We start from the raw sequence: 15,622 nt of genomic DNA on the forward strand, positions 1-15,622 counted from the left end.
CAAACATGAAAGCAATGATGCGTGTATCACTGGCCGCTGCGGCCCTGCTCTGCTCTACCGCCTGGGCCACTGAGGCGCCAATTCAACCGAAAGTGGTGCTGATCACCATGTTCGCCCCGGAGGCGCAGCACTGGATCGATCGCCTGGAACTCAAGCAGGAAATCCGCGTACCGGGCCTGTCGGCCGAGTACCCGACCATTCGTTGCAACACGCAGCAGGTGTGCCTGATGACCACCGGCATGGGCCAGACCAATGCTGCAGCCTCGACCCTGGCCCTTGCGCTGTCACCGAAATTCGACCTGCGCAAAAGCTACTTCCTGATTGCCGGGATTGCCGGCGTCAGCCCGAAACACGGGACCATCGGCACCGCCGCCTGGGCGCACTATCTGGTGGAGTTCGGCACCCAATGGGAACTGGACTCGCGGGATGCGCCATCGAGCTGGCCGACCGGTTACCTCGGCATCAACACCAAGGGCCCCAACGAAAAACCGCCGCTGGACTACAAGACCGAAGTCTTCGAACTCAACCCGAAACTACAGGCCAAGGCTTTCGCCCTGAGCCACAAGGTACAACTGAGCGAGAGCCGGGAATCGGCGGCATGGCGCCTGAAATACCCGGCGGCACCGGCCAATCAGCCGCCGGTGGTCACCCGTTGCGACACGCTGGCGGGCAACACCTGGTTCTCAGGCACACGCCTGAGCGAACGCGCCGAGGTCTGGACCCGGCTCTTGACCGACAACAAGGGCGAATACTGCACCACCCAACAGGAAGACAACTCCACCTATGAAGCCTTGCTGCGCGCCAGCCGTGAAGGCCTGGTGGACGTGCAGCGCGTGGCCGTGGTGCGTGCCGGCTCCGACTTCGACCGCCCGGCGCCGGGCGGCAGCGAAGTGGACAACCTGCTCAAGTACGCCGATCAGGGCGGATTCGTGCCGGCGCTGGAAAACCTCTATCGCGCAGGCAATCCGCTGGTGCAGGACATCCTCAAGCACTGGTCGGCGTGGGAGCACGGTGTCCCTGAAGCCTGAGGATCAAGGCATCAGGATGACCTTGTCGCCGCTGCCCTGATTGACATCGGCATACCGCGCCAGTCCATCGGCCAGCGGCGCTTCGACAAGCCCTTGCGGCAGTGGCAGTCGGTCTTCGTCGAAGAACCGGCCGAACTGCTCCAGCATCGCCGCACAGGCCTCGACGCCGTACAGCAAGGAGTTGATGCCGACCACGGAGCCACCCTTGCGATACAGCGCCAGTGCCGGCAGTTGTACATGCCCGTCCACCGGCGCGGCGATGATCGCGATGCGCCCGAACGGTGCCAGCGCAGGCACCGAGGCCGGCAGCCAGAACCCGGTGGTGTCGAAGATCACGTCGGCGCCGCCACGGTATACCGCGTTGACCTGCGCGCCGAGTTCTTCTGGTTTATCCAGCTGAAGCGTTTGATAACCCTGCGCCTGCAAATCCTTGACCTGCTCCGGCCGCCGCGCCGCCGCCAGCAACTGCGCACCACGCACCTTGGCCAGCGCCAGCGCCGCTGTCGCCACTGCCCCGCCACCGATCACCAGCAAACGGGTTTCGGCATTCACCAGACTGCGCTCCAGCGCATCCCACGCCGTGGTGTAAGGCACACCGAGGCTGGCGGCCTGGGTGAAACTCAAATGCGCCGGTTTATGCGCCACGCCACTGGCCGGCAGCTTGACGAATTGCGCATGGGAGCCATCGGCGAAAAAGCCCAGCTCTCGCCCGGTGCCCCAGACTTCCTGACCGATCAGCGCCTGCGGACCTTCGACCACCACGCCGGCAAAGTCCCGGCCTGGAATGCGTGGCAGCGTGGTGTAGGGGAAACGCCCGAGCACGTTCTTCACGTCGCTGGGGTTCAGTCCCGCCGCCTTGATCTGCACCAGTACTTCGTCGGCCCCAGGCACCGGCGTCGGTACCTCGACGAAGCGCAGTGAGGACAGATCGCCGGTTTTATCGAATTGCAATGCTTTCATGAGTTCATCCACCGAATGAAAAAAGGAAATTCAGGACAGCCAGCCATTGACCAGTTGTCGCCCAAGCGGCCACAACTGCTCGCCCGCCAGCATGCCCAGCAGCCCGACCAGCGCGATGGCCGGTGGCGCCGGGGAACGGAAATCCAACGCGCCATATAGCAGGCCGACGCCCAGACCGATGCCCAGGGAAATCAGGTAGTTCATGAGATCACTCCGCCACATGAAGGGAATGGGCAGAGTCTAGGGAAAGGAGGCGACCGACACCGGCCAAGGACTTCTGAATTTCGGCCAAATCAGCCTGAAAGCGGTCCGGTACTGAATTGTGTAGGCGCGACACCCAGTTCACGGCGGAACATGTCGCTGAAACTGCTGGGTGAATACCCCAGCTCCCGGGCAATCGCGCTGACCGGTACGCCCTGTATCAATTCGGCCACCGCCGTCGCCAGTTGCACCTGACGCCGCCATTCGGCGAAGCCCATGCCCAGACCTTCCTTGAACAGCCGCGCCAACGTTCGCACGCTGGCCCCCGCGTTCCCGGCGTGTTGCTCGAAGGGAATGTCCAGCGACGGCGCAGCCATCACCGCCTGACACAAACTCATCAGTCGCCGGTCGGCGTCGTCCGGCAGCGGGATCTTCAACTGCGAACGCCTGGCGCGTCTGAGCTCCAGCAGCGCCAGCCCGACCAGTGCTTCGTAATATTCGGCATCGCCGTGGTCGCCCTGCTCCACCAGCCCGACGATCAGCTCGCGCAGCAGACCGCCGACCTCGATCACCTGCACGGTTTCGTCCAACGTCGCCGCCAGCGCCGGGCGCAGGTAGATATTGCGCATCTGCAAATCCGACACCACCCGGATCCCGTGGGGCACGCCCGGTGGCAACCACACCGCCCGCTGCGGCGGTACCACCAACGCCTCGTGCGGAGTTTCGACCCACATCACTCCGCTCATCGCATACAGCAACTGGCCCCAGACATGCTCGTGCGGTTCGATGAACAACCCGCGCGGATAGGTGCGCGACAGCGGTTGTACGGGCACGTCAGTGTCAGTGAGGTCAGGAGGTGCGGCGAGGGCCATGCGCAACATTCATCGGGATTGGCGAAGGCGTCATGGTAACCAGTCAGCCCGGTCCCTCGCCATCGATAGATACCGTCGGACAATCCGAGTGAATTTTCCCGAGACGCAGCGATCCCTCTATTACCACAGGGAGGAAGACCGGCTTTATGAACAACGCAAAACTGTTTGTCATCGAATACACCCTTCACGGCGCGCCCAAGTCGTTCATTATCCGCTCGGACAGAATGGACAACACCGAGGCGTGGCACTGGGCAAGCTGCGACGCAGGGGTCGGCCGCATCCCGCGATTCGGCCGGGAGAAAGTGCAAAAGACCAGCAAGCCGATGGCAGAAAAATTCGGCGTGGAAAACGTGACGTGGCGCCCGGCAAGCTAAGCTGTGGCGAAGGCGGGGACTCTTCGGGGGGAACACACATGACGACCATCAGCAGCCCGGCGCATCTGGACTATGGTCTGGACACGCTCTTTGGCCGCATGACCCGCAGCGTCGACTGTCCGGTGGGGCTGGAGCCTGTCGAACACGATCCCTTCCGCTTCGCCCTGCGGGTCCCGGCGCCCCTGCCGCAAGACCTCGAAAAAGCCAAAACCGTCGTGGTCAGCGTTGAAGGCCGTCGGCTGCAAGGTACCGTCCGCCATATCGAACGGCTGGACGATGACAGCCTGAAACTGGAAGTGGAGCCTGACTAGGCTCCACGTTTTCATGCCTTCCGTTACTTCGGATGCGCGCAGTGGCATCCCTTGCCGGAACATTCTTCGCCGCCCTTATGGTGATGTGCACAGGCTTCGCAGCAATAGTGCTTGCCGTGCGCCACATAAGAATGGTCGCCTTCCTTGATCTTGCAATTACAGCCCGGGCAATCGCATTTTCTATCTGGCATGGGACAGACTCCTTCGGTGGTGGTTGTCTGAGGCCTCAAAAGCAGGCCGTACCACCAGTGTAGAAGCTGTCAGTCCACCTGCCGCACACTGCTGCGATACATGAACACCAACGCCAGCCCCAGACAGGCCATCGCCAGAATCCGTGCCCCCGACAACTCGATGGCGGGGTTGCCCAGCCAACCGAAATTGTCGATCAACATCCCCATGCCCAGTTGCCCGACGATGACCGCCACCGTCGCCACCGCCGTACCGACGCGCGGCACCGCACCCACCATGACCATCATGTAAACCACGCCGAACAACGCCCCGGTGAGCTGCCACTTCGGCACGTCCAGCAGGCTGACCGCATGGGCAGGCTCGAAAAACAGGATCAGCAGCCCCGTACTGACAGCGCCGACCACGAACGTCAGGAGGCTGCTGCGCAACACTCCAACGGTTTCCCCAAGACGCCCATTGATCGCCGCCTGCACACTCAACACCGCACCGGCCAACACCACCACCGCCAACAAAATCGCCAGACTCATCTCATCAACCCCGCGCAATCAAAATCAGTGCCGCCACAATCAACCCCAGCGCCAGCCAGCGCTCGCCGTTGACCTTCTTGCGCGTGGCACCAAACCAGCCGAAATGATCGATCAGCACACTCTTGCCCACCTGCCCGGACAGAATCGCAATCATCGTCATGGCGATGCCGATATGCGGCGTGGCCAGGGTCAGCACCACCACATACATCGGCCCCAGAAACCCGCCGATCAACTGCCAGCGCGGCAGGTCGGTCAACGCCGGGCCTGTTTGCGGCCCCGCAAACAGCAGCAGCAAAAACAGAATCGCCGAGCCGACACCGAAAATGCTCAAGGTCGCCCACAAATGCCCGACCTGTTCACCCAGCGGCCCGAGCAACCCGGCCTCCACCGACAGGCCCATGCCGGCCAGGATCACCAGCGGCAGCAGCAACCAGCGCAATCCGGGCCGGGCGACAGGTGCCGGCGCAGCAACCACTTCATCAAACGACTGCATCTGCAAAACCTCTGAAGGAAACGATGGCGCGGATTATCGGCTGGCGCGGCTGTGCGATAAATGGGAGCATCCTGACAACACTTTTGCGCAATTCGCACAGCAGGACACGCAATGCACGGGCTCAACGAACTGGGATTCAAGGCGCTAAGGCTGTTTGTGGCGGTGCTTGATCACGGCAGTTTTTCCGAGGTCGCCCGGCGCGAAGGCGTGGCGCCCTCGTCGATTTCCCGGCAGATCCAGTTAATGGAACAGGCGCTGAATCAGCAACTGCTCTACCGCCATACCCGCGCGGTCACGCCGACCGAAGCCGGGCGCATGCTCGGTCACCATGCACGGCTGGTGCTGGTGCAACTGGAGGAAGCCGAACAGGCATTGCAGGAACAGCAAAGCGAACCCACCGGACTGGTGCGGATCAACGCTCCGGTGGTGTTCGGCCAGCGCCATCTGACACCCTGGCTGGGCCGCTTGTGCGAGCGCTTTGCGAAGCTGCAACTGGATATCCAGCAAACCGATCACTACATCGACCCGTTGCAGGAAGGCGCCGATCTGCTGTTTCGCATCGGCCCGTTGCACGACTCGAGCATGCAGGCCCGGATACTCGCGCCGCACCGCTTTCAGGTTGCGGCCAGTCCGGCGTATCTCAAGCGCTTCGGCACACCGCAGCATCCCGAAGACCTCGCCCGCCACCAGTGTCTGGCGTACAAGGGCGCGACAGGCCAGCAGCGCTGGTTCTTCCGGCGGGATCAGAGCGAGTGGACGCCGTATTCGGTCAAGGGCCCGATCACCGGCAACCACGCCGACACTCTGACCCAGGCCGCGGTACAAGGGTTGGGGCTGGTGATGTTTCCGTCATGGCTGATCGGCGAGGCGGTGCGCGAGGGTACGCTGGTGCCGGTGCTGGGGGCGTATCAGGTGTCGAACAGTGTCGAGCCGCAGCAGATTGCCGTGCTGTGGCCGGGGAGCCGGCGGTTGTCGGTGAAGGTGCGGACGGTGATTGATTTCTTTGTTGAGTGCTTTGGAGAGGTGCCGTATTGGGACAGACCCTGACGGTCTGCCCCGGCAACGCCGTCAGATCCGGAACTGGCCCACCAACTTGCCCAACCGCTGCCCCAACTCCGCCAGACTGCGCGACGTCTGCGCCCCCAATTGGGTCTCGTCCGCCACGTTATCCACCGCCACCGCAATCTGATGCACGCTGCGGTTGATCTCTTCGGCCACGGCCGTCTGCTCTTCGGCGGCACTGGCGATCTGCGCGTTCATCGAGTTGATGGTCGCGATCAAGTCCGCCATCGCGTCGAGCGATGCCCCCGCCTGATTCGCCTGGGCCGACGTACCGTCACCGGCCTCGCTGGAGCGGCGCATCGCTTCGACCGCCGACTGTGTGCCGGCCTGCAAGCGGTCGATCATGCCCTGGATTTCCTGAGTGCTGATCTGCGTGCGTGAAGCCAGCGCCCGCACCTCGTCCGCCACCACCGCAAACCCACGCCCGGCCTCGCCGGCCCTTGCGGCTTCGATCGCGGCGTTGAGGGCCAGCAGGTTGGTCTGTTCGGCAATCGAACGAATCACCCCGAGCACGCCGACAATCGACGCCACGTCCTGTTGCAGGCTGTCGAGGGACACACCGCTGCTGCGGATGTCGTCCACCAGCGCATGAATCTGCCTGATGCTGCCGGCCACCACGCGCTTGGCGGTCTGGCCTTCTTCGTCAGTCTGCTGTGCGGCGACCGCAGCATTCTGCGCGCTCTTGGCGACTTCTTGTGCGGCAGCGGACATTTCATTGATCGCCGTGGCCACCTGATCGGTCTCGTGGCGTTGGCGTTCCATGGCCTGATCGGAGCGCTGGGCCTGATCCGACACCTGGTTCACCAGTCCGGTCAGTTGCGTGGTCATTTCGGTGATCTGCCGCACCAGGCCGTGGATCTTGTCGACAAAGCGGTTGAACGAACCGGCCAGTTCGCCGAGCTCGTCCTGACTGGCGAGGATCAGGCGCCGGGTCAGGTCGCCCTCACCCGCTGCAATGTCATCGAGGTTGGCTTTCATCAGGTTCAGCGGCCGCAGAATGGTATTGGCCAGCACCAGCCCGGCCACTGCGATCACCAGCAACACAATCACCGCCACGCCGACGATGCTCAGCACCACGCCTTCCATGCGCTCCTGAACCTGAGCCTGCACCAGCGCCACTTGCGCCTCGATGCCGTCGAGATTGACCGACGTCCCGACCGCCATGTCCCACTTCGCCAGGTATTCGGTGTAACCGAGTTTGGGCACCAGCACCTGCGCATTGCCCGGCAGCGGCGAGCTGTATTGCAGGTAGTGGGTGCCATCCTTCGCCACTTTCACCAGGTCGCGGTTGACGTAGACGCCGTTCGGGTCACGGTTGTCCTTGAAGCTTTTGCCCACGCCTTCGGGATCGTTGGCCTTGAACAGGCGCACGGTCTCGGAGTCGTAACCGAAGAAATAGCCATCCTTGCCGTATTTGATGCCCGACAGCAACTTGATCACCTGCGCCCGCGCGTCGGTATCACCGGGGGCGGCAGCGTCGTACAACGGCTTGATGGTGGTCATGGCCACCGCGACATAGCTGGCCAGGGTGGCCTTGGCGTCGCCGAGCAGACGCTCGCGGGTCTGTTCGACTTCCTTGTGCGCCTGTTCCTGGAGAATGAACAGCGTGGTCAGACTGATCACCAGCGCAAAGAGCAAGACCGGAAGGACGGCAAGGGACAGGACTTTAGCCTTGAGGCTCAGGCGCATGGGGGGCTCACTCTTTTGGTTTTATTGGCGTGGTTAAAGGCGTTAACGGCACGCGAAAGCAAAAGTTGAGTCTGGAGACACCTCATGTCCTTGTGGGAGCGGGCTTGCCCGCGATAGCGGTGTTTCAGTCACACAAATATTGAATGTGCGGACGCCATCGCGGGCAAGCCCGCTCCCACAGGGAATTTGGTTGTTACAGGACCATCGCGGCCACCCAGCCGAACGCCAGCAACGGCAGGTTGTAGTGCAGGAAGGTCGGTACCACGGTGTCCCAGATGTGGTGATGCTGGCCGTCGATGTTCAGGCCGGAGGTCGGGCCCAGGGTCGAGTCCGAGGCCGGCGAACCGGCATCGCCCAGCGCCCCGGCCGTACCGACGATGCAGACGATGGCAATCGGGCTGAAACCCAGTTGCACGCACAGTGGTACGAAAATCGCCGCCAGGATCGGCACAGTGGAGAACGAAGAGCCGATGCCCATGGTCACCAGCAATCCGACCAGCAGCATCAACAAGGCACCGATGCCTTTGCTGTGGTTGATCCACGACGCTGAAGACTCGACCAGCGTCTGCACCTCGCCAGTGGCTTTCATTACCTCGGCGAAACCGGAGGCAGCGATCATGATGAAGCCGATCATCGCCATCATCTTCATGCCTTCGGTGAACAGGTCATCCGTCTCGCGCCATTTGACGATGCCTGATGCCGAAAAGATCAGGAAGCCGGACAAGGCACCGATAATCATCGAGTCCAGCAGCAACTGAATGATGAAAGCGGCTGCAATGGCAACACCGGCGATCATCAGGCTGCGCGGGTTGTATCGCACCGCCACTTGCTCGACCTGTTCGATTTTTCCCAGATCGTAGACGCGCTTCTTGCGATAACTGATGAAAGCCATGCCCAGGCCGGCCAGCATGCCCAGCGCCGGAATCCCCATCGCATGAGTGACGTTGATGCCGCTGACATCCACACCACTGCGGGCGACGTTGGCCAGCAGGATTTCGTTGAGGAAAATGTTGCCGAAGCCCACCGGCAGAAACATGTACGGCGTGATCAGACCAAAGGTCATGACGCAGGCGATCAACCGACGATCCAGTTGCAGCTTGGTCAGCACATACAAAAGCGGCGGCACCAGCAACGGAATGAACGCAATGTGGATCGGCAGGATGTTTTGCGAAGCGATCGCCACCACCCACAGCAGGCCGATCAGCAACCATTTGACGCTGCCGCCGCCGGATGCGTGCTGACGGTCGACCATGGCCAGGGCCTTGTCGGCCAGCGCGTGGGCCAGACCGGACTTGGCGATCGCCACGGCGAAAGCACCCAGCAAGGCATAGGACAACGCCACCGTCGCCCCGCCGCCCAGGCCACTGTTGAACGCCTTGAGCGTGGCGTCGATGCCCAGGCCGCCGGTCAGGCCACCGACCAGCGCACCGACGATCAACGCGATCACCACATGCACACGGGACAGGCTGAGGATCAGCATGACGCCGACCGCAGCAATCACTGCATTCATTTCACTACCTCAAAAACACGACGGTAAAGCCATTCACCGCCAGACAGGATGAGTCCGCCCGGCAAGCCACGAAGGTCGCCAGCGGATTGGCATGGAGGGTCTTATTAGAAGGGCGCGCACTGTGCCGCAGAGCGGGCGCAGTGTCAAAGCGACCGGTCGCGTCACTGTGTAACTTTCCATGATCAAACCGGCGACAACGGCATATCCGCCACAAAGTGCGTCAATTCGCCATATTGCCTTTGCGCCATAAAGAAAGTCGAAACGCGGCCGTTACAGTGCAAAGTCTCAGATATTTATCGAATAAGGACGTTTCCATGTCGCTCAGACAACTTTCCATCCAATGGAAAATCACCCTGCTCGCCGGCCTGTGCCTGGCCGGTATCGTGACCCTGTTGGTGGGTCTTTCGCTGTATCGCATGGAGCACAGTTCTGAACTGGTCAAAGCCTCCAGCATGGAGATGCTCACCGAGTCGGCCCAGGCTCGCATCGAATCCCAGGGCGAGGTTCAGGCCGCGGGCATTCGCCAGCAGTTCATGGACGCCTATCAATATGGCCACGGCTTCTCACGTCAGGTGCTGTTCCTGCGCGAACAGGCCGAGAAGCGCTTCCTCGATGCCTTCGACCTGCGCGAGGACATGACCCGTCAGGTGAAGTCCGCATTGCAGGCCAACCCGGAATTGCTCGGCCTGTCGCTGGTGTTCGAAGCCAACGCGCTGGACGGCAAGGACGAGCTATTCGCCGGACAAAGTGAATTAGGCAGCAACGACAAGGGCCGCTTCGCCCTGTACTGGTCACAGCCGACCCCGGGCAAGTTGACCTCGATGGCGCTGCCGGAAAGCGACATGGCCGACACCAGCACCGGCCCCAGCGGCCAGGCCGCCAACGCCTGGTTCACCTGCCCGCGCACCACGCTCAAACCGTGCGTGATCGAACCCTACTTTTATGTGATCGACGGGCAAAAGGTGCTGATGACCAGCATCGTGTTCCCGCTGATGGTCAACGGCAAAGTCATCGCCTCGCTGTCGGTGGACATCAACCTCAACAGCCTGCAGGCCATCAGCCAGGGCGCAAGCAAAAAGCTCTATGACGGCCAGACTGCCGTGAGCATCATCAGCCCGGTGGGCCTGCTCGCCGGTTACAGCCCGGACGCCGGCAAGCTCAGCCAGCGCCTCGATGCCGTGGACACCACCAGCGGCGCTGAACTGCTGCGCCTGCTGACGTCGAGCAAAACCGTCAGCAGCCTGCACAGCAACGCGCAGCTGAAAGTGCTGTCGCCGTTCCAGCCGATTCCTGGCGGCCCGTCCTGGGGCGTGCTGCTGGATGTGCCGGAAAAAGTCCTGGTCAGCCGCGCCGAAGCACTCAAGCAGCAACTGGATGCCAGCAACACCTCCGGCACGCTGATCGAGCTGAGCCTCGGCGTCCTCGCCGCCCTGCTCGGCCTGCTGCTGGTCTGGCTGACGGCACGCAGCGTGACCCGACCGATCCTCGGCGTGGCGAACATGCTCGAAGACATCGCCAGCGGCGAAGGCGACCTGACCCGCCGTCTGGCCTATGACAAGAAAGACGAACTCGGTCAGCTGGCCGGCTGGTTCAACCGCTTCCTCGACAAGCTGCAACCGATCATCGCCGAGGTAAAACGCTCGGTGCAGGACGCACGCAACACGGCCGACCAGTCTTCGGCCATCGCGACCCAGACCAGCGCCGGCATGGAGCAGCAATACCGTCAGGTCGATCAGGTTGCCACCGCGTCCCACGAAATGAGCGCCACCGCCCAGGATGTGGCCCGCAGCGCCGCGCAAGCGGCCGAAGCGGCCAAGGATGCCGACCGTGCCACCCGCCAGGGCCTGACCGTGATCGACCGCACCACCGCCAGCATCGACAATCTTGCCGCCGACATGAGCGCCGCCATGGTGCAGGTCGAAGGCCTGGCCGCCAACAGCGAAAAAATCGGCACCGTGCTGGAAACCATCCGCGCCATTGCCGAGCAGACCAACCTGCTGGCGCTCAATGCCGCCATCGAAGCCGCCCGTGCCGGTGAAGCCGGACGTGGCTTTGCGGTGGTGGCCGACGAAGTGCGCAACCTCGCCCGCCGCACTCAGGAGTCGGTGGAAGAAACCCGCCAGGTGATCGAACAACTGCAAAGCGGCACCCAGGACGTGGTCGGCTCCATGGGCAACAGTCATCGTCAGGCTCAGGGCAGCGTCGAACAGGTCGGCCAGGCCGTGACCGCGCTGCGCCAGATCGGCGATGCGGTGACCGTGATCAGCGACATGAACCTGCAGATCGCCAGCGCCGCCGAGGAGCAAAGCGCAGTGGCCGAAGAGATCAACAACAACGTGGCGACGATTCGTGATGTGACGGAGTCGCTGTCGGGGCAGGCGAATGAATCGGCGCGGGTGAGTCAGTCGCTCAATAGCCTGGCGAATCAGCAGCAGAGTTTGATGGACCAGTTTCGGGTCTGACGCTCAAACCCGCTCACCTCAGACTCCTGTGGGGGCGGGTTCACCGCCGAGGCAACTGAATCTCAACCTTCAACCCGCCCCACTCACTCTCCCCCAGCACCAGAACCCCGCCCCACGTCTCAACGATATCCCGCACAATCCCCAGCCCCAATCCATGCCCATGGGTCTGTTCATCCAGCCGCGTGCCCCGGCTGAACACCTGATCGCGCTGCGCCTCGGGAATCCCCGGCCCATCGTCTTCCACGCTCAGCACAAAACCTTCAGCCGTCTCGACCACGCTCAACCGCACCTCGGCATCCGCCCATTTGCAGGCGTTGTCCAGCAGATTGCCGAGCAGTTCCAGCAGGTCCTCACGGTCCCACGGCAATTGCAGCCCGGTCGGCGCGACGTAGTTCAACGAAAGGTGTTCGCCGTGGATCATGCTCAACGTCGCCAGCAACCCAGGCAGTTCCGCATCGCAATCGAACAGCGCCCCCGGCAACGCATCGCCGGAAAGCCGCGCACGGTTGAGCTCGCGGTTCAGTCGTTGCTGCACCTGCTCGAGCTGTTCCTTGAGGATCCTGCGCAACTCGGGATGGGCATCGAGCTGTTCGTTCGAGGCCAGGCTCAATAACACCGCCAGCGGGGTTTTCAGCGCATGCCCCAGATTACCCAGTGCGTTGCGCGAACGCTTGAGGCTGTCTTCGGTGTGGGCCAGCAAATGGTTGATCTGCGCCACCAGCGGTTCCAGCTCCGCCGGCACTTGTTCATCGAGCTGCGAACGCTGGCCCTGCTGCAACTGGGCAATCTGTTCGCGGGCCTTTTCCAGCGGACGCAAGGCCCGATGCACGGTCAGGCGCTGCAGAATCAGGATCAGCAGCAATCCGGCCAGCCCCAGACCCAGACCGATCTGGCGCATGCGCTGGAAGCTCTCGCGCACCGGGGTGTAATCCTGAGCCACGCTGATCGAGATCGACTGGCCAAGCCGTCGATAGTCCGAGCGCAATACCAACAGTTGCTGTCCGTCCGGCCCCAGTTGCAGGTTGCTGTGCAGACCCGGTTGCGGCAACAGCGGCAGGTCCTGATCCCACAGCGAGCGCGAACGCCAATGACTGTCGGCAAAGTCGATGCGGAAATAATGGCCGGAAAACGGCCGCTGATAGGCCGGCGACAGGTGTCGCTCATCCAGTTGCAAGCCCTGCGGACCACGCACCAGCGCCACCAGCAGGCTTTCGCTGTCGTTGCGCAGGCCGGCTTCGAGATAACGCTGCAACCCCACCTCGAACAGCCACAGGCTGACTTGCGCCAGCACCACGCCGACCACCACCATCACGCTGATCAGGCCAAGACTCAAGCGGCGCTGGATCGATCTCACGAAGCCTGCCCGCCGAACAGATAACCCTGGCCGCGACGGGTTTCGATCACGCTTTTGCCCAGTTTGCGCCGCAGGTGATTGACGTGGACTTCCAGCACGTTGGAATCGCGCTCGGTCTCACCGTCGTAGAGGTGTTCGGCGAGGTGGCTTTTGGAAAGAATCTGTTCCGGGTGCAGCATGAAATAGCGCAGCAGGCGGAATTCGGCGGCGGTCAGTTGAATATCGGCGCCGTCACGCACCACGCACTGACGACCTTCGTCCAGGTGCAGCCCCGCGGCCTTGAGCGTCGGCTGGTTGGCCTGTCCCTTGGAGCGGCGCAGCAGCGACTGAATGCGCAAGTACAATTCTTCCGGATGGAAAGGTTTGGTCAGGTAATCATCGGCGCCGGCCTTCAGGCCTTCGATGCGCTCGGCCCAGGAGTCCCTGGCCGTGAGGATCAGCACCGGCGTCGCCAGCCCGCCGGCGCGCCATTGCGCCAGCACGTCAAGGCCCGGCACACCCGGCAGGCCCAAATCGAGAACGATCAGGTCATAGGGTTCGCTGCAGCCTTGATAAATCGCGTCACGCCCGTCCGCCAGCCAGTCCACGGCATAACCCTGACGCTGCAGGCCGGCGATCAGTTCATCGGCCAGAGGGACGTGGTCTTCCACCAGAAGTAAACGCATCGCTCAATCTTCCTTGTCTTTCAGTAAACGGCCGGTGGCGGCTTCGAGATGAAGTTCACGGGTCACGCCGTCGACGGTCACCAACTCGACTTCGTAAATGTAGACGTCGTGCTTTTCTTCCAGCTCGACCTCCAGCAGTCTGGCGCCGGGATAGCGATCCATTGCGTTATGCAGCACCTGCTCCAGCGGCAGGATCACCCCCTGCTGGCGCAGGCGCAGGGCTTCGTCCTGATCGAGATCGCGAGCCCCGGCCACTGAACAGACAATCAAAAGCGCCAACGCGGTTCGACCGCCGGCACGAGCACTGAGCTTCATTACGTATCCTGATGATCCTTGAGCACTTGCCCGCTGACAGCATCCAGCTCCACATCCCATTCCAGTCCCTGCGGATCGCGCAGATCGACCTGATAGAGGTACTTGCCATACTTCTCTTTCAGCTCGGCGTCGGTAATGGTGGCGCCCGGATGCCTGGCCAGCGCCGTGGCAATGAGTTGCTCGAAAGGCACGATAGTACCAGCGTCGAGCAATCGTTGGGCTTCGTCCGGGACAAGATCCCGGGCCTGGACCAGGCTGGCGCTCAATCCGATGAGCGAGGCAAGGCTCAGGGCAGTCAGGGTTTTCATGGAGTCTCCGCGTTGTCAGTGCCGCTATGGACAGCACCCTAACGGTGCGAACTTAACTGAAACTGAATGGCCATCATCGGGCCAGCTTCAGCAAGGCCGGCAACATGTGCTTATAATCTTTCGCTTGCTAACGATCGAGACCGGTATGACCGCCATCCACATCAAGTTCCCTGCACTCACTCTCAAGGCCGGCCCTCGTGCCATGGCACGCATTCGCAACCAGGGCCTGAATGCCGCCGACGTCGGTACCCTGCCCGGTGCAGCCGGCGGGCCGAAAGCGCTGGGGATTCAGGGACTGGATCTGGCTCTGTTCGGCGAGTGGCTGCCGGCGGCACCGCGTGAGCGTTCGCTGATCGGTGCGTCGGTGGGTTCCTGGCGCTTCGCCAGCGCCTGTCTGCCGGATGCCGCCGAAGGGATTCGCCGCCTCGGTCATCTGTACACCGAGCAGAACTTCAACAAAGGCGTGACCATCAGCGAAGTCAGCCGCAGTTCGCAGCGCATGCTCGACGACCTGCTGGACGGGCGCGATGCAGTGCTGCTCGACAACGCTCATTACCGCTTGAACATCATGGTGGTCAAAAGCCACGGCGGGTTGGCGGACGACCATCGTGGCCGGCTCGGGCTGGCGCTGGGTTCGGTGATCGCCGACAACCTGCGGGGCCGCGCGCGGCTGTCGCGGCACTTCGAACGGCTGATCATCCACGACCCGCGCCTGGCGCCGCCGGTGCATGCGCTGAACGATTTCCCGTCGCGTTTCGTCGCCCTCAACGCCGGTAACCTGCGCCAGGCATTGCTGGCTTCGGGGTCGATCCCGATGGTCATGGAAGGCGTGCGTGACCTGCCGGGTGCCGGTGCCGGCACATTTCGCGACGGCGGCCTGCTGGACTATCACCTCGACCTGCCCTACAGCGGCGACGGCATCGTGCTCTACCCGCACTTCACCGACCGGGTGATTCCGGGCTGGTTCGACAAGACCCTGCCCTGGCGCAAGGCCTCGACCGAGCGTTTGCAGGACGTGCTGTTGCTGGCGCCGTCGAAGGAATACCTGACGCGCCTGCCCTACGGCAAACTCCCCGACCGTAACGATTTCAAGCGTTTCATGGGCGATGCACCGAGCCGGCAGAAGTACTGGCGCACAGCGATGGACGAAAGCCGCCGGCTGGGCGACGAGTTCCTCGAACTGACTGCCAATGGTCGCCTCGCCGAGCGCTTGCTGACCCTTTAGTCAGTGTTTTGCCCGCAGCTCTGGTAGACTCGCCGCCTGCCCGAATCGCTGCGGCGACCGTCACCTGAACAGAGCTG

Annotated in this window: 18 protein-coding genes and 2 pseudogenes; 7 read left to right on the forward strand and 13 right to left on the reverse strand. The window is 62.6% G+C overall.

The features are described from left to right. Positions 1–5 precede the first annotated feature (5 nt). On the forward strand, positions 6–1,028 hold the full coding sequence (locus NWV16_RS18315) for a purine-nucleoside phosphorylase (RefSeq protein WP_260520200.1): 1,023 nt from the start codon (positions 6–8) through the stop codon (positions 1,026–1,028). A 3-nt stretch (positions 1,029–1,031) separates the two neighbouring features. Here NWV16_RS18315 and NWV16_RS18320 read toward each other — a convergent pair whose 3' ends face one another. The 3 genes from NWV16_RS18320 to NWV16_RS18330 form a co-directional block, all read right to left on the reverse strand. Further along, entirely contained in the window at positions 1,032–1,988 is a 957-nt protein-coding gene (locus NWV16_RS18320) for a zinc-binding alcohol dehydrogenase family protein (protein WP_260520201.1), read from the reverse strand. A gap of 30 nt (positions 1,989–2,018) precedes the next feature. Continuing rightward, entirely contained in the window at positions 2,019–2,192 is a 174-nt protein-coding gene (locus NWV16_RS18325; protein ID WP_082302397.1) for a DUF1427 family protein, read from the reverse strand. Between the two features lie 89 nt (positions 2,193–2,281). Further along, the gene (locus tag NWV16_RS18330) at positions 2,282–3,070 is read right to left on the reverse strand and encodes a helix-turn-helix domain-containing protein (protein ID WP_260520202.1); all 789 of its coding nucleotides are present in this window, start codon (positions 3,068–3,070) and stop codon (positions 2,282–2,284) included. Between the two features lie 137 nt (positions 3,071–3,207). On the opposite strand from NWV16_RS18330, the gene NWV16_RS18335 reads away from it, so the two are divergent. Both NWV16_RS18335 and NWV16_RS18340 read left to right on the forward strand, forming a co-directional pair. Continuing rightward, positions 3,208–3,435, forward strand: a complete 228-nt coding sequence (locus tag NWV16_RS18335; protein ID WP_065259393.1) for a DUF6555 family protein — start codon at positions 3,208–3,210, stop codon at positions 3,433–3,435. A gap of 38 nt (positions 3,436–3,473) precedes the next feature. Continuing rightward, entirely contained in the window at positions 3,474–3,746 is a 273-nt protein-coding gene (locus tag NWV16_RS18340; protein WP_260520203.1) for a hypothetical protein, read from the forward strand. A gap of 23 nt (positions 3,747–3,769) precedes the next feature. Here NWV16_RS18340 and NWV16_RS18345 read toward each other — a convergent pair whose 3' ends face one another. From NWV16_RS18345 to NWV16_RS18355, 3 genes are all read right to left on the reverse strand, one after another. Then, positions 3,770–3,937 carry a metallothionein gene (locus NWV16_RS18345; RefSeq protein WP_082302398.1) on the reverse strand — a complete coding sequence of 56 codons (168 nt, stop codon included), beginning with the start codon at positions 3,935–3,937 and terminating at the stop codon, positions 3,770–3,772. 69 nt (positions 3,938–4,006) lie between these two features. Continuing rightward, complete coding sequence (locus tag NWV16_RS18350; protein ID WP_260520204.1) at positions 4,007–4,462, reverse strand: DMT family transporter; 456 nt, start codon at positions 4,460–4,462, stop codon at positions 4,007–4,009. Between the two features lie 4 nt (positions 4,463–4,466). Then, positions 4,467–4,955 carry a DMT family transporter gene (locus tag NWV16_RS18355; protein WP_260520205.1) on the reverse strand — a complete coding sequence of 163 codons (489 nt, stop codon included), beginning with the start codon at positions 4,953–4,955 and terminating at the stop codon, positions 4,467–4,469. A gap of 111 nt (positions 4,956–5,066) precedes the next feature. On the opposite strand from NWV16_RS18355, the gene NWV16_RS18360 reads away from it, so the two are divergent. Then, positions 5,067–6,002: a LysR family transcriptional regulator gene (locus tag NWV16_RS18360; RefSeq protein ID WP_260520206.1), complete on the forward strand. Its 936-nt coding sequence runs from the start codon at positions 5,067–5,069 to the stop codon at positions 6,000–6,002. Positions 6,003–6,023: 21 nt separating this feature from the next. Here NWV16_RS18360 and NWV16_RS27835 read toward each other — a convergent pair whose 3' ends face one another. The 3 genes and pseudogenes from NWV16_RS27835 to NWV16_RS18370 all read right to left on the reverse strand — a co-directional run bounded on the left by NWV16_RS27835 (position 6,024) and on the right by NWV16_RS18370 (position 9,216). Beyond that, positions 6,024–6,845 (reverse strand): methyl-accepting chemotaxis protein, encoded by an 822-nt coding sequence (locus NWV16_RS27835; protein WP_409519390.1) that lies wholly within the window; start codon positions 6,843–6,845, stop codon positions 6,024–6,026. An 84-nt stretch (positions 6,846–6,929) separates the two neighbouring features. Then, a pseudogene (locus NWV16_RS27840) lies at positions 6,930–7,706 on the reverse strand (cache domain-containing protein); the annotation flags it as partial. A gap of 193 nt (positions 7,707–7,899) precedes the next feature. Next, positions 7,900–9,216: a Na+/H+ antiporter family protein gene (locus NWV16_RS18370; RefSeq protein WP_260520208.1), complete on the reverse strand. Its 1,317-nt coding sequence runs from the start codon at positions 9,214–9,216 to the stop codon at positions 7,900–7,902. A 992-nt stretch (positions 9,217–10,208) separates the two neighbouring features. Here NWV16_RS18370 and NWV16_RS27845 point away from each other — a divergent pair. Together NWV16_RS27845 and NWV16_RS27850 are read left to right on the forward strand one after the other, a co-directional pair. Further along, a pseudogene (locus NWV16_RS27845) lies at positions 10,209–10,820 on the forward strand (HAMP domain-containing protein); the annotation flags it as partial. A 102-nt stretch (positions 10,821–10,922) separates the two neighbouring features. Then, positions 10,923–11,678, forward strand: coding sequence for a methyl-accepting chemotaxis protein (locus NWV16_RS27850; RefSeq protein ID WP_404820941.1), 756 nt, complete (start codon positions 10,923–10,925; stop codon positions 11,676–11,678). Between the two features lie 40 nt (positions 11,679–11,718). Here the strand turns inward: NWV16_RS27850 and NWV16_RS18380 are convergent, their stop codons facing one another. Genes NWV16_RS18380 through NWV16_RS18395 form a run of 4 tightly spaced genes read right to left on the reverse strand, consistent with a single transcriptional unit; the run spans position 11,719 to position 14,320 of the window. Further along, a complete protein-coding gene (locus NWV16_RS18380) occupies positions 11,719–13,032 on the reverse strand; it encodes an ATP-binding protein (protein ID WP_260520210.1) in 1,314 nt (437 codons plus the stop codon). Then, positions 13,029–13,697: a response regulator transcription factor gene (locus tag NWV16_RS18385; protein WP_260520211.1), complete on the reverse strand. Its 669-nt coding sequence runs from the start codon at positions 13,695–13,697 to the stop codon at positions 13,029–13,031. Before NWV16_RS18385 ends, NWV16_RS18380 begins: the two co-directional genes overlap by 4 nt. A 3-nt stretch (positions 13,698–13,700) precedes the next feature. Next, the gene (locus NWV16_RS18390) at positions 13,701–14,012 is read right to left on the reverse strand and encodes a PepSY domain-containing protein (RefSeq protein ID WP_260520212.1); all 312 of its coding nucleotides are present in this window, start codon (positions 14,010–14,012) and stop codon (positions 13,701–13,703) included. Further along, complete coding sequence (locus NWV16_RS18395; protein ID WP_260520213.1) at positions 14,012–14,320, reverse strand: PepSY domain-containing protein; 309 nt, start codon at positions 14,318–14,320, stop codon at positions 14,012–14,014. Before NWV16_RS18395 ends, NWV16_RS18390 begins: the two co-directional genes overlap by 1 nt. Positions 14,321–14,465: 145 nt before the next feature. Here NWV16_RS18395 and NWV16_RS18400 point away from each other — a divergent pair, with 145 nt between their 5' ends. Next, positions 14,466–15,545 carry a patatin-like phospholipase family protein gene (locus tag NWV16_RS18400; RefSeq protein WP_260520214.1) on the forward strand — a complete coding sequence of 360 codons (1,080 nt, stop codon included), beginning with the start codon at positions 14,466–14,468 and terminating at the stop codon, positions 15,543–15,545. Positions 15,546–15,622: the final 77 nt, after the last annotated feature.

This window comes from Pseudomonas sp. BW7P1 (genome assembly GCF_024981055.1).
Classification (GTDB): Bacteria; Pseudomonadota; Gammaproteobacteria; order Pseudomonadales; family Pseudomonadaceae; genus Aquipseudomonas; species Aquipseudomonas bananamidigenes.